Annotated in this window: 13 protein-coding genes; 8 read left to right on the plus strand and 5 right to left on the minus strand. The window is 62.4% G+C overall.

The window, feature by feature from the left end; translation table 11 throughout:
• Positions 1-133 precede the first annotated feature (133 nt).
• The gene (locus tag AB0323_RS00275; RefSeq protein WP_366175621.1) at positions 134-307 is read right to left on the minus strand and encodes a hypothetical protein; all 174 of its coding nucleotides are present in this window, start codon (positions 305-307) and stop codon (positions 134-136) included.
• A gap of 115 nt (positions 308-422) precedes the next feature.
• Between AB0323_RS00275 and AB0323_RS00280 the strand changes: the two genes are divergently transcribed.
• On the plus strand, positions 423-686 hold the full coding sequence (locus AB0323_RS00280) for a hypothetical protein (RefSeq protein WP_366175622.1): 264 nt from the start codon (positions 423-425) through the stop codon (positions 684-686).
• A gap of 345 nt (positions 687-1031) precedes the next feature.
• On the opposite strand, the gene AB0323_RS00285 is transcribed toward AB0323_RS00280, so the two are convergent.
• Positions 1032-2267, minus strand: a complete 1236-nt coding sequence (locus tag AB0323_RS00285; RefSeq protein WP_366175623.1) for a thiolase family protein — start codon at positions 2265-2267, stop codon at positions 1032-1034.
• A gap of 108 nt (positions 2268-2375) precedes the next feature.
• Between AB0323_RS00285 and AB0323_RS00290 the strand changes: the two genes are divergently transcribed.
• Complete coding sequence (locus AB0323_RS00290; protein ID WP_366175624.1) at positions 2376-3233, plus strand: MBL fold metallo-hydrolase; 858 nt, start codon at positions 2376-2378, stop codon at positions 3231-3233.
• Between the two features lie 53 nt (positions 3234-3286).
• On the opposite strand, the gene AB0323_RS00295 is transcribed toward AB0323_RS00290, so the two are convergent.
• Both AB0323_RS00295 and AB0323_RS00300 read right to left on the minus strand, forming a co-directional pair.
• On the minus strand, positions 3287-4189 hold the full coding sequence (locus AB0323_RS00295) for an alpha/beta fold hydrolase (protein WP_366175625.1): 903 nt from the start codon (positions 4187-4189) through the stop codon (positions 3287-3289).
• Complete coding sequence (locus AB0323_RS00300) at positions 4182-5006, minus strand: alpha/beta hydrolase (protein ID WP_366175856.1); 825 nt, start codon at positions 5004-5006, stop codon at positions 4182-4184. Before AB0323_RS00300 ends, AB0323_RS00295 begins: the two co-directional genes overlap by 8 nt.
• A 157-nt stretch (positions 5007-5163) precedes the next feature.
• Between AB0323_RS00300 and AB0323_RS00305 the strand changes: the two genes are divergently transcribed.
• From AB0323_RS00305 to istB, 6 genes are all read left to right on the plus strand, one after another.
• Positions 5164-5874 carry a flavin reductase family protein gene (locus AB0323_RS00305; protein WP_366175626.1) on the plus strand — a complete coding sequence of 237 codons (711 nt, stop codon included), beginning with the start codon at positions 5164-5166 and terminating at the stop codon, positions 5872-5874.
• A gap of 14 nt (positions 5875-5888) precedes the next feature.
• On the plus strand, positions 5889-7100 hold the full coding sequence (locus tag AB0323_RS00310) for an alpha/beta hydrolase (protein ID WP_366175627.1): 1212 nt from the start codon (positions 5889-5891) through the stop codon (positions 7098-7100).
• A 15-nt stretch (positions 7101-7115) separates the two neighbouring features.
• The gene (locus AB0323_RS00315; protein WP_366175628.1) at positions 7116-7907 is read left to right on the plus strand and encodes an enoyl-CoA hydratase/isomerase family protein; all 792 of its coding nucleotides are present in this window, start codon (positions 7116-7118) and stop codon (positions 7905-7907) included.
• A 184-nt stretch (positions 7908-8091) separates the two neighbouring features.
• The gene (locus AB0323_RS00320) at positions 8092-8595 is read left to right on the plus strand and encodes a CGNR zinc finger domain-containing protein (protein ID WP_366175629.1); all 504 of its coding nucleotides are present in this window, start codon (positions 8092-8094) and stop codon (positions 8593-8595) included.
• Between the two features lie 1012 nt (positions 8596-9607).
• Positions 9608-10825 (plus strand): IS21 family transposase, encoded by a 1218-nt coding sequence (gene istA / locus AB0323_RS00325; protein WP_366175630.1) that lies wholly within the window; start codon positions 9608-9610, stop codon positions 10823-10825.
• The gene (gene istB, locus AB0323_RS00330; RefSeq protein ID WP_366175631.1) at positions 10825-11613 is read left to right on the plus strand and encodes an IS21-like element helper ATPase IstB; all 789 of its coding nucleotides are present in this window, start codon (positions 10825-10827) and stop codon (positions 11611-11613) included. The genes istA and istB overlap by 1 nt, the downstream gene beginning before the upstream one ends.
• Before the next feature lie 999 nt (positions 11614-12612).
• On the opposite strand, the gene AB0323_RS00335 is transcribed toward istB, so the two are convergent.
• Positions 12613-13065 (minus strand): helix-turn-helix domain-containing protein, encoded by a 453-nt coding sequence (locus AB0323_RS00335; protein WP_366175632.1) that lies wholly within the window; start codon positions 13063-13065, stop codon positions 12613-12615.
• Positions 13066-13166: the final 101 nt, after the last annotated feature.

Consider the following 13166-nt stretch of genomic DNA (forward strand, 5'->3'; position numbering starts at 1 on the left):
TAGGACAGATCTACACGATCGTTGGCTGTTATTCCACACGACCCTCCGTCTGTGCCGCGCCCTTCTTCTACGCTTGGCAGAGTGGGCCTCGAAGAAGAACCGGTTACTCGATGGGTTGCCTTTCCAAATCCAATTATCGATAGGCACCCCAACGGCCGACCACCAATAGTTCCGGGGACTTGTGGACTGTGTTCAAGCTGCTGTTCGTACCTGCAGCCACCATGGGCTGGATCTGGGAGATCTGGGCCTGCGGATCCGGTTGGGTCATCTCCTTACGCACCTCGACGCAGTTATCGTAGGGGCTCATTTGTGGGACCGCGCTCCCGAGGTTTGCCGCCTCTTCCTGCCAGGCGTTCCTCCACGACGTCCAAGCTCAGCTCAGGCGTTTCCGCCCACTCCCACTCCCTGCCGAGTTGCTCCAAGTGCAACGTGGTCGCTCGAGGCTCGGCCCGCACGCCAGCGGCACGTCGCACGTCGATTCGACGCTCGAACTCGGTAGAAGGCACCCAGCCCTGGGAGCCGTCAACCACATGTACGCGCGCAACTCCCCCGCGGGAAGCGGCAGCATCGTCCCCCGCTCGCAGGACCACGGGGACCAGGTCATGGGCGCGGTCGCGCACGACGGCGGCGACGTTGAGGGTGTTGCAGATCTTTCGGTCCAACGAGTTCCGGACTGCGCCGTATAGGCCAAGTGAAAGTTTCGACGGCGGCGTCGACCTGGGCAGTCACGGCATCGTGTACAGCGGCTGGCACGTGTAGGAGCACACCTGTGGACTGTACTACGTGCAATTGATCGCCTGGACGGAATGCCTCCGCCAACTCTGCGGTCACGGTGCTGAACCGATCGCCCCCGAAAGGGACACAGTGCCGTTCGTTAGACTCTTGAGCGTCCCAGGGGGCATAAGCGGCTCCTGTTCCCGCCTTCGAAGAGCGCACGTGGCCTGCCTGTCCGGTCTGAATCGCATACGGCCTCGGCTGTCCCCGCTATAGCGTAATTGATTTCCAACACAGACTCTCCCTTCTCATCTGGCTTAGTTCTTGGCCGTCAAATTCTCTAGCACGACGGCCAGCCCCTGCCCCAGCCCTATGCAGATCGCGGCAACACCCCAGCGCTCACCTGTGCGCTGCAGGCTATGCGCGAGCGTGCCAAGGATGCGGCCGCCAGATGCCCCGAGCGGGTGCCCCATCGCGATTGCGCCACCGTGGCGATTGACAATCCCGGGGTCGATCTTCCACGCATCTATACATGCGAGTGACTGGGCTGCGAACGCCTCGTTGAGTTCGACGGCGCCGACCTGGTCCCAGCTGATGCCCGCCTTCGCGATGGCGCGCTTCGCTGCTTCGACCGGCGCGAACCCGAAGAACTGGGGCTCGTTTGCGGCGGCACCGCGGCCCGCGATGCGCGCGATGGGCTCGAGGCCGATCGTCGCGGCGGCGGCCCCGGAACCAAGCAGGACAGCGGATGCACCGTCGGACAGCGGTGACGCGTTGCCTGCGGTCACTGTGCCGCCCTTGGTGGTGCCCGAGCGGTCGCCGTTATCGGGGCGGAACGAAGTGCGAAGCCCCGAGAGCTTCTCTGCGCTGGAACCTGAGCGGATGCCTTCGTCGCGGGTCAGGTCGGTCCCTGGTACGGGGACGACGAGGTCGTCGTAGAAGCCCTCGTTCCACGCCTCGTCCGAAAGGTTGTGGGAGCGGGAGGCGAACTCGTCCTGACGGTCACGGCTGATCCCATGCCGCTCCCGCAGTTGTTCGGTTGCCTCGCCGTTGGACACAGTCCATTCGGGCGGCATGGTCGGGTTGACGAGGCGCCAGCCTAGCGTCGTCGAGGCGAGCATCATGTCCCCGGCCGGGTACGGTTTCTCGGTCTTCGGTAGCACCCACGGCGCACGGCTCATGGACTCGACGCCGCCTACCAGGACGACGTCGGCGTCGCCCACCGCGATCTGGCGCGAGGCAATGATGGCGGCGTCGAGGGACGAGCCGCAAAGTCGATTGACGGTCGTGCCCGGAACCGAGGTCGGGAGACCGGCGAGCAGCGTGGCCATGCGTGCGACGTTGCGGTTCTCCTCCCCTGCACCGTTTGCATTGCCGAAGACGACCTCATCGACCGCGCCGGCTTCAAGAGCGTCAATAGTGAGGCCCGGGGCACGATTTACGATGCTTCGGACGACGTGCGCCGCGAGGTCGTCCGGGCGGATCGCGGCGAGGCCGCCCCCAAACTTACCGAAGGGGGTGCGAATTGAATCGTAGACGAATGCTTCGTTCATAGCTGTTCCTCTGGAAATAAGTAGCCATTGCGACAGAACCAACAGTATATTACTTATGACGCCGTTGGAACTACCATGGCAACCCGTACGCGAAGGACGGAACAAATCATGTCAGTTATGCCTCTGTCATACAAGGTCTGGGTGGCACCGCAAGTGCCACAGTCAGGAAGGGGACCGCTCCCGGATGGCAGCACGCGCATGTGGTCACCAATTTCCTCCACCCTGATCTACGGGGAGCAGGATGCGGTGTTGGTGGACACGCCCATGACTATCTCCCAAACCGATCAGCTCATTGTTTGGCTCAAGGGCCAGAGCAGGAGGCTCACCCAGCTTTACATCACGCACGGGCATGGCGACCATTGGTTCGGGGCCTACCGCATCCTCGAGGCATTCGAAGATGTCGAGGTGCTGGCGACCGCGGGTACCGCCGCGCACATGGTGCCGCAGTCGTCGCCGGAGTTCCGGGCCAGTTTCTGGGATGCGGTCTTCCCCGGCCAGATCCCGGTAGGGAGCCTCGCCCCGACCATCGTCGGCGCCGAGGGCTTCCACCTCGAGGGACACGAACTTCTTCCTGTGGAACTCGGTCACACTGACACTGACGCTACGACAGGGCTCCACGTCCCCGCCGCTGATCTCACCATCTCAGGCGATGCCGTGTACAACGGGGTTCATCTATACCTCGCCGAATCCGGCGGGATAGGCGGCATCGACTCCTGGCTGGCCGCCCTCGACGCGATCGAAGACCTCGGGTCCATGCATGTCGTCGCGGGACACAAGGATCCTAAGTCCAGCGATGATCCTGCACACATAGCCTTCACGAGGGAGTATCTGCGCGATGCCCGCCGACTCCTCGTGGAGTCGACCGCCTCGAGGGAGTTCTATGAGGGCATGCTCGCCCTGCATCCGAACAGGATCAATCCGGGCGCCCTCTGGGGTGCAGCAATTACCCTTTTGCCGCAGGAGTGAGGACAGGTGTGAGGTGGGGCGAGCCGGCAGCTCGCCCCACCCCTATCTCAGGCCTACTCGTGTGACAGGAGATGGGCAGTGAACCACTCGACCGCCGCAGTCGACGCGACGTCGAAGTTCTTGATGTAAGGATCGAAGTGACCGCCGGGGATGAGCTTGAGCGCCTTCGGCTCGAGCGCCTCCTCGTAGGCGGCCAGGTCGATGTCCGTAACGGTCAGATAATCTTCTACTGCAACGATCATGAGCAGCGGAGTAGGCGAGATGCGGGAGATGAATACGCCTGGCTCATACATCCGGGCCCAGCGCGTTGAACGGACCGTCACCTTGTTCTCCCATACGCCCTCGGGCAGGTCTTGCAGGTAGAACTCGACTGCGTCCGGGGAGGCATAGGAGGCCCTTTCCGTCGGGTCACTGCTCACGACGAGCTGGTATTCGATGCCTTCACCCCGGGCCATTGAGCGCTCGTCCTCGGCGAAACCTTCCTCCAGTGCCGGGACCAAGTGGGGCGGAACCCGCCGAAGGGCCTGCCTGTAACCAGAGATGTTGGGAACCTGCGAGACGACAGCCTTGAGCCTACGGTCGGTAGCACCAAGCACGAGGGCATGGCCGCCGCCGTAACTGCTCCCCCAGACACCAAGGCGCGCAGCGTCAACCTCGGCCCGGGTCTCGAGGAAACTGATTGCCCGTCGCCAATCCTCGACCTGGACCCAGGGGTTGACGTCTTGGCGGGGCTCGCCATCGCTCGCCCCGAAGGACCGATGATCGTGGACCAGAACCACGAACCCGGCCTCAGCGAAACGGCGGCCGAACCCGTCCAGCCGGTGTTCCTTGACGCCCGCATAGCCATGCGCCATCGAGATCGCCGGATGGGGACCCGGGCCGTCCGGGATGTACAGCCAGCCTCGCAGCATCACTCCCCCGTCGGCCTCGAACTCAATATCTTCGCGTTCAACCATGTTTCGTCCCTTCGTTGGAGATCCTTTCGACTTGTCGCGCCACCAACCAGCGGCTGATCGCGCTCCAGGCCTCTTCCCAGCCGTGGTCGAGCATCATGTCGTGCCCGATCCCGGCAAGCTCTTGTACATCGGCACCATAGCGTCGTGCGGTTGCGCGCGCAGACACCATGGGCACCATTCGATCGTGCGTGCTATAGACACACAGCAGCGGATACGCGGGATCCATCCTCAGTGGCAGGTGGAACAGCAACTGGTACTGAACCCACGGCGACTCGCCACAAAGGGATCGAGAAATCTCCGCCGCCTCATCTTTATCCATCCGCTCGAATAGCATGTCAGGGGGGAGCCGAAGGCTTCGACCCGCGAGGAACCTCACCGCCTGCCATGGGTGGTTCCGCAGGACCGAAAGCACCGTTCCCAAAGCCGGACCAGGCGTGATGGAGCCGACGAGCACACCCGCGCCGACCCGCGCCGGCCGCGATGCCAACGCCCGCTGAACGACCAAGCCACCGAGCGAGTGCCCCACCAACACGATCTCATCACCGTCGATAGCCTCGATGGCGCGAAGGACATCTGCAACATAATCGTTCAGCCGCGCGGAGCGGAGCCGCCCGCCACTTCCGCCGTGACCCCTGAGCGAGATCGCGTATGACGCATAACCGTCAGCTGACGCGGCTCGCATCCAGTTCCTCCAGCAGGTGGCGTCATGGCCGAGCCCATGAACAAAGAGGAGCGCCCGAAGGGGCTTGGCCTCGCCAGCAGGAGAGGCCACGGCGAGCATCTCGAATTGAACTTCGCTATCTGATCCAAACATCATCGTTCTCACGACACGCAAACCTACCAGAATGTAACATAGGTAACAACATTTTACCTCTGTAATTTTATGTGACCGATCGTGCTTGCCGTCACACTCAAAGCGAGTATGCTGCTTACATGCATAGACGACAAACTGCGTTATCCGGAGGAGAGATCACATGATTATCGACACAGCGGACCTCGACCCCACATCCAGCTATAAGCTGCTCATCGGCAGCGTTCTGCCGAGGGCGATCGCGTGGGTCAGCACCCGCTCTACGAGTGGCGTCTGCAACATCGCACCAATCTCGTTCTTCACCGTCGTCGGGCGGCTGCCACCGATGGTGTCGATCTCGCTGCAGCCGAGGTCGGATGGGGTCACCCTGAAGGACACTTTTGTGAACATCCGCGACACCAACGAGTTCGTCGTCAACCTCGCGACCATCGACAACGCCCATGATGTCCATCGGTCCGCCTTCGAGTTTGAGAGCGACGTCGACGAGTTTGAGGCCCTCGGATTGACAAAGGGCACCACGGAGGTGGTACGGGCACCTCGCATAGGGGAGGCTGCGATCTCGATGGAGTGCATCGTCGACCGGATCATTCCAACGCCCCCTTTGCCTGATCACGTCGTATGGGGTCGCGTTGAGCGGTTCCACATCCGCGATGACGTCTACATGCCGGGCGGGCGGATCGATACAGCCGCGCTCGGTGCATTTGGTCGACTCGCTGCGGAGTACTCGCTCATCGACAACATCTTTACGACACCGCTGCCCGACGAAGTCGTGGACCACTGGGCCACCGCGCGGGCTGTACGGCTCGACGAGCGACCCACAAACTACTCCCCTATCGACACCCAGGAATGGTCCGCGTCCGGATCGACCAAATGAGAGGAAAAATGGAGATGACTGCACACCCGACCCTTACCGACGGAACAACCGTCACGGTCACGAGATCCCCGAGTGCACCGAGTGCACCGACGATTGTCTTTGTGCATGGCTTTCTAGACGGCGCCCACGTATGGGACAGTGTCGTAGACGAACTGGGCGGATCTCTGGCCACAGTCTCCTACGACCTGCCAGGCTCTGGAGATCGCACCGAAACGCCGGCGCCCCTGACCCTCGAGGTTCTGACCGCGGATCTCCTTCAGCTGATCGACCAGCTGAACGGACCATTAACGCTTGTCGCCCAGTCGATGGGTACACAAATTGCGGAATTGGTCGCTGCTGCACGGCCGGACCGGGTCACGGGACTTGTCCTTTTGGCTCCCATCCCACTCGGCGGTACCGGCATGCCCGAGGAGGCGGTCGCGCCGTTCAAATCAATGGGTGGGCAGATCGAACTGCAAAGGTCCGTTCGGCAGCAACTCTCGCCGAAACTGACGACTGACCAGCTCGACCGGCTCGACGACCTCGGTTCGAAGCCGTCACCTGAGACGGTAGCTGCATACGTCGACATTTGGAACCGCGGAGCCGACGACGCTCCCGCAATAAGCGCTTACCGCGGCCCGGTACTTGTAGTCCGAGGGGCCGTCGACGGCTTTGCGACCCAGGAATTGGTCGATGGCATGGTCGCTCCCCGCTTCTCGAACGGACGCGTTGCAGTACTGGACGGCGGCGGTCACTGGCTGCACGTTGAGCAGCCAGCCGAGGTAGCAGCTCTCGTGACCGAGTTCGTCGGCAGCTCGGTGTCCGGCGCAGCCGCAGCTTGGCAGAGCGCCTTCGCGGAGAAGTCAGCCGATACCTTCGGCAGCGAGTTCACGGAGGACGTCGTCCTCGAAGCGAGCGTCCTGACCATGCCGCTCAAGGGGCGGCACGACGTTGCGACAGCGCTCGGAGCGGCATCGGGCATCTACGATGCACTCACCTTCACCTCAAGCAAGACAGTTGACGACGTCACCTACCTGCAGTGGGAGGCGGAGGCACTCGGTGGAACTAAGATGTACGGCGTCACCATCCTCACCAAGGATGCCGAGGGCAAGATTAGGCACGCTGCGATCCACCATCGCCCGCTCGGCGCCGTCCTCAAGTTCTCCACAGAGCTGCGCACACGGCTCGACGGAACCCTTGACACCTCGGTCTTCTTCGATCGCGACCATGATCTCGCCCAGCAGTAAGGAGCAGGAACCTGCATGAAGCACCTCAGCTACGCCATCCTGGAAAGCCACGTTGCCGAGATCGTCCTCAACAACCCACCACAGAACCGCGTTGACGAGCAGATGGGCCGGGAACTCCTTGATGCTGTGGACGCCATCGAGGCCAGTGACGCTCGCGCCGTCATCCTGCGCGCCGAAGGGAAGGACTTCAGCTTCGGCGGCGACATCATGACGTGGCCGGAGACACCGCCCAGGGAACTGCGCGCCAAGTTCGAAAGCTTCATCTTCGCCTTCAACCGGTTTGAGCAAATGCCGCTGCCTGTCATCGCCGCCGTGAACGGACTCTGCTACGGCGGAGGCTTTGAGCTCGCGGTGCGCGCTGACGTCATCTTCGCCGGCGAGACCGCCAGATTCGGACATCCGGAGGCGACGATCGGTATCGTGACCGTCCTGGGCGGTATCTACCGCGTCGCCGAACGGGTCGGACGCGCCCGCGCATATGAATGGGCGCTTACCTCCGAACAGGTACCGGCACAGACCATGGCATCCGCTGGCCTGGTCAACCATGTGGTTCCCGACGCCGAGCTGATGGACACCACAACCGCTTTCGCGCAGAAAATAGCGTCCGGGCCGACACGGTCGCACAGCGCTCACAAGGCACTCCTTCGCCTGTGGGAGAACAGCGGGCCCAAAGTCGCCGACGACGCCATGTGGGACATCGCCATGCCGCTGTTTGCATCCAAAGACTCACGGATGGCCCTCCCCGCTGCCGTAGAAGCGATCAAGGCCGGAAATCCACGCCCGGCAATGCCGTTCACCGGCCAGTAAGAAGGTGGGTCTTACCGATAGAATCGAAAAGCCCCACCTTAACTACCAGGGTAAGGAGACGCGCGTGCATGCGCCCGCCGAGCACCATTGGCCAGCCTCCCGAAGGTTTGGTGTAGACGAAGCCCCGGCTGGCCTGGGATTCGTCCAAGACCTACTAAATACGAAGTCGAACAGTCGGGACCGCATGGTTGACCTACTGGACGAGACCGGCAGCAGCCAACGCTGGCTAGATGAGGCCCTCGAGCGGCTGCGGTTGGTTGACTCCCTCGCTCCTGTGAAGAACGTCATCGTGCGGGAAACCGAGCAAGAACAACTTCGCGTCCTGCGCTCCGAATTCAGCCTGGCACTTTCGGCCGCCTCTGATCCTGGCTCAATTCAGCACCCGATCATCAGCTCGGCGACTGCCGTGAGTATTGAGGCCGGGCAAATTCGGCTGCACGCTACCGGGGGCGGCCTGGACCTCATCCGATCGTATCTGCTGGTTCAACTGGTCAAAGCGTCGTACCGCGGCACTCTGCGCCGCCTCAAAATCTGTGCGAACCCGGAATGCGCCATCGCTTTCTTCGACCGTTCGAAAAACTGCAGCCGGCTCTGGCACGACGTGGCCACCTGCGGCAACTCCGCCAATGTCCGCGCGTACCGGCAACGGCTCAGGGAGCGAGAAGCCGCGGCAGCTCAGAGTGCCTGAGCCCAGACCGGAACGAACACACGACGGCCGTCCCAATGCCTCTTGGCGGTCCTTGGGCTGATCAGGTTCAACCGGCAGGCTACGTGGTTGCCATTCCTCTTCCTGTGACCTAACTTATGCTCGCACCCTTGCCTCTGCGGCGCTGGTTGTCGCTCTTCAGCGGAATGCGTAGTCGACGTGGAAACTCGCAGGCTTCCCCCTGAACACGGCGTCCCCACGATTAACGCTTTGATCGACCCCGGATGGCGGATCACTTCGATACCGCTTAGGTTGCCGCCTCAGCCACATTAAAGGCATCACAAGTACAGCCATGGGAGCCCGCGAAGGCGCGCGGCACGGATTGCCTGTAACGCCCCCATGAGACAGTGGGAGCTGTCGCAAATTAATGGAACAGGGGCGACAGGACAAAAGCGCCAGACGCAGGTCGCCAGAGTTTGCAGCCCGCGAAGTGCAGTGCTGCGAGCAGGCCGAATGTCGGGCGGGGTCGGACAAACCCTGCGTGGGGAGCGTCTTGCCCTCCTCCGCACGGGGCCTGACGCTCGTTCTCACGCATCGCGGAGTGGATGCCGCCGTGAACGGTCAACGCATCCGGCTACGAGAGGCTGAAGTACTATGACTCAAAATTGAACGTACCAACTCGAGCAACAGGTGCTGGCCAGGTTCTCCCCTCCCATACGGCTGACCGCGTGGGGCGTCAGGTGTAGCGGAACCCAGCATCGCCATCCGGCAGCCAAAGAGGGTTCCAAAAAGTCATGATGCCCGCGGCTACCGCGCAGATGTAGATACCACAGCGGTGGGCGAGGCTTCGAGGTGATCCTGGATGCCGGACTCGCTCGTTTTTCCTGGTAGAGCTTTGATCTCCTTGAACCCACCCTGGCCGCTTTCCTTGGAGCACCCGGACTGCACCTAATCTCTGACTCAGCGACTATTTCCTCGGGGTGTCGGTGACGGTCGAAAAGTGAGCCATTGTGATGGTTGAAAACTGAGCCACTCGTTCCAAACGATTGGGTGGGTGATCACTGTGGAGGATTGGGCGCTTATTCGGCGGTTGCATCTTGCCGAGGGTGAGTCGATGAGGTCTATAGCCGCGCGGCTGGGGGTATCGAGAAATACGGTTGCCAAGGCTGTCAGTGCCGAGGGGCCGCCGGTGTATGTGCGCGCGCCGCAGGACTCCGGGATCAAAGCCATCGGGCCGGCCATCCGGGCGTTGCTGAAGGAGAACCCGCGGATGCCAGCCACCGTAATGGCAGAGCGGGTGGGGTGGACTGGGTCACCGGCTTGGTTCAGGGAGAACGTGGCCAGGATCCGGCCAGAGTACGCACCGATCGATCCCGCGGATCGGATCAGTTACGAACCGGGCGACCAGGCCCAATGCGACTTATGGTTCCCGGAGGTGCGGATCCCGGTCGGGTCCGGGAAGCCGAAAATCCTGCCGGTGCTGGTGATGGTGTCCTCGCATTCGCGGTTCATCATGGCGCGGATGATTCCGTCCCGCATGACCGGGGATCTGCTCGCTGGCATGTGGGAGCTCCTTAGTGGTTTGGGCGCCGTTCCGCGGCGACTGATCTGGGATAACGAAACCGGCATCGGTCGCCGGAACAGCTTCGCGGCCGGTGTGTCCGCCTTCGCGGGGGTCCTCGCGACCAAGATCGTGCAGGTCAAGCCCTACGACCCGGAGTCCAAGGGAGTGGTGGAACGAGCCAACGGGTTCCTGGAAACATCATTCCTGCCGGGTCGGTCCTTCGCTTCACCCGAGGACTTCAACACCCAGCTCGGCCAGTGGCTGCCCAAAGCCAACGCCCGGCTGGTCCGACGGACCGGGGCCCGGCCCACGGAACTGCTTCCCCAGGACAAGGCGGCGATGCTGGCCCTGCCACCGGTCCAGCCAGTGACAGGATTCGCCGCGAGAATCAGGCTCCCACGGGATTACTACGTCCGGATGGGATCGAACGACTACTCCGTCCACCCGCAGGCCATCGGCAGGTTCGTCGAGATCACCGCAGACCTGGCCAAAGCCCGCATCACCCTGGACGGCAGAAGCGTCGGAGTCCACCCGCGGTCCTGGGGCACCGGACTGACCATCACCGACCCGGACCACGTCGACGCTGCCCGGACCCTGCGCAAAGCCTTCCAAAACCCCGCACCAGCCGAAGACACCGCGGGGCTGCGGGACCTTGCAGACTACGACCGTGCGTTCGGCGTCGCACTCGATGACGGGCAGGTCGCATAATGCCCGGGACCAAAGAAACCGCCGGCCAGATCGAGTACTACTCCCGGGCCATGAAGGCACCCCGAATCCGGGAAGCGGCAGCCCGGCTCGCCGAGCAGGCACGAGAGGCCGCCTGGACCCATGAAGAATACCTCGCCGCGGTCCTCTCCAGGGAAGTCGCCGCTCGCGAAGCCTCCGGAGCCGAAGCCCGTGCCAGGGCCGCCGGGTTCCCGGCCCGCAAATCGCTCGAGGACTTCAGCTTCGACCACCAGCCCGGCCTCAAACGCGACACCATCGCCCACCTTGCCACCGGGGCGTTCCTCACCGAAGCGTCCAACATCGTCTTGCTCGGCCCGCCCGGAACCGGGAAAACCCACCTCGCGACCGGGCTGGGACTGCGCGCTACACAACTGGGCCACCGGGTTTTGTTCGCTACCGCCATCGATTGGGTTGCCCGGCTTCAGGCAGCGCATCAGAACGGACGGTTACCGCAGGAGCTCATCCGGTTGCGGCGCTATGGGCTGATCATCGTCGACGAGGTCGGCTATACACCGTTCGAGCAGGACGCAGCGAACCTGTTCTTCCAACTCGTTTCCTCACGCTACGCGCACGCCTCGCTGATCCTGACCTCCAACCTGCCTTTCGCCCGCTGGGGTGATGTCTTCGGAGACCAGGTCGTGGCCTCTGCCATGATCGACAGAATCGTCCATCACGCCGAAGTCATCACCCTCAAAGGCTCCAGCTACCGGCTCAAGCACACCCAAACGGACTCATTACCCTCGACAAGACCAGAAAATACGGGAGAATAACCAACGTCAACGTGGCTCACTTTTCAACCCACGAAACGGCTCACTTTTCGACCAGCGCTGACACGGGGCAAGGCCAGCGACCTCCGTGCCTTCGAAACATGTTTCAGCAACCTTGCCCATCCGAGGCACCAAAAAAGTCAGCTCACGACTCTCCGTGAAGACAATCAAGAGCTAAAAGCGCAAATCGTGGAGTCAAGGTCCGCTGCCCCTCAACAGTGTGCTCCCGCGGCGTCGCCCACCGTCGCGCGATGTATAGCTGTGGGGCGGCGGCGAGGTGTTGTTCCTCTTCCGACCACGCATCGAAGTTCTCACTTAAGCACCCGTTGCGGGGCGCTTAGTCGGGAACCGCGGACAGCAGCACCTAAGGCGTTGCGTAAGCCCGAAGGCGCGGTCGATGTGGACACCGAGCGCGAGCGCCGGCACCGGCATGAGCTCGTCCCTGAGCGCCGAATACGAACGGGCAAGCACGTCCAGGAGGAACAAGAGCCGAGATGTGTCCCGCGCGTCATCGTCCTCTGCGAGCCTCACCCAGGCCAACAGGTGTGGATCCTAATGCCCGCCATAGGGGGTGACCGGGCTGACGGGTCGAATCTCGACTTGTGTACTCGAGGGCATGAACTGTAGCGGCAACGAGGAGACCGATACTGCTGCGGTCGTGCGGCATCTGGTCTGGATCGTCCCGACGGGAACCGGTCGCTCTGGTTTGCGCCGAGAATCGCAGTCATAACTGCCAGGAGCATTTCACTGTCGTGGGCTTTGAGCCGGGAACGCGAGGACCTTTCCGTGTTCCGTCAGTGGTGTGCATGTGAGGGTGAAAGGCTCCGCAGCGGCATATCGGGGGCGAATCGCTGCGTTTGGACTGGGAGGACAGCTAGCAGCAGGCCGCCATGCAGGGCCCGAATCCCTAAATGTGCTCGGATGCCTCCCATCGCCGACGATCTCGCGCGGCGAGGTATTCGGGGACTGATACGTGGGATCGGGTATTCGTATCCGCGACACTCACAGGGGATCAACGTCTCCACGGTTGGCGGTCATTGTGATCGCTGGCTTTCGGCAGTGTGCGCAGACGAGCTCCACGTCCAGTTCGTGGCCGCAAGAGTGGGTGAATATCAGCGGAGGTCCTTCGGGTCCGGCGAGATGGTCATCGCCCCACTGACGCAGCACTGATATGACGGAGTTGAGGGTCGCGCCGAGTTCGGTGAGATGGTATTCGTACCGTTCGGGGCGTGTGCTGTATGGGCGGCGTTCGAGAAGTCCCTCTTCCTCGAGCTTGCGCAAGCGCGCCGTCAGGATGTCGCGCGGCGCACCTGTGTTCTTGACCATCTCGCCGAAACGGTGCGTGCCCAGCATCATTTCGCGAATGGCCAGCAACGACCACTTCTCGCCGACCACGTCAAGGGCGCGTGCGACCGAGCAATGACGTGTGCCCTCACGCTGATGATTCGAGCTCATGCCCTCGATGCTATCAAGTTTGACTTTCCAACACACCGGGGAACCCGGTTGGATTTTCAAACTAAGTGGGTTATCGTGAAGTCGGTGGTCCCCTTCACCGG

It is taken from the genome of Arthrobacter sp. NPDC080031 (assembly GCF_040702485.1).
Lineage (GTDB): Bacteria > Actinomycetota > Actinomycetes > Actinomycetales > Micrococcaceae > Arthrobacter.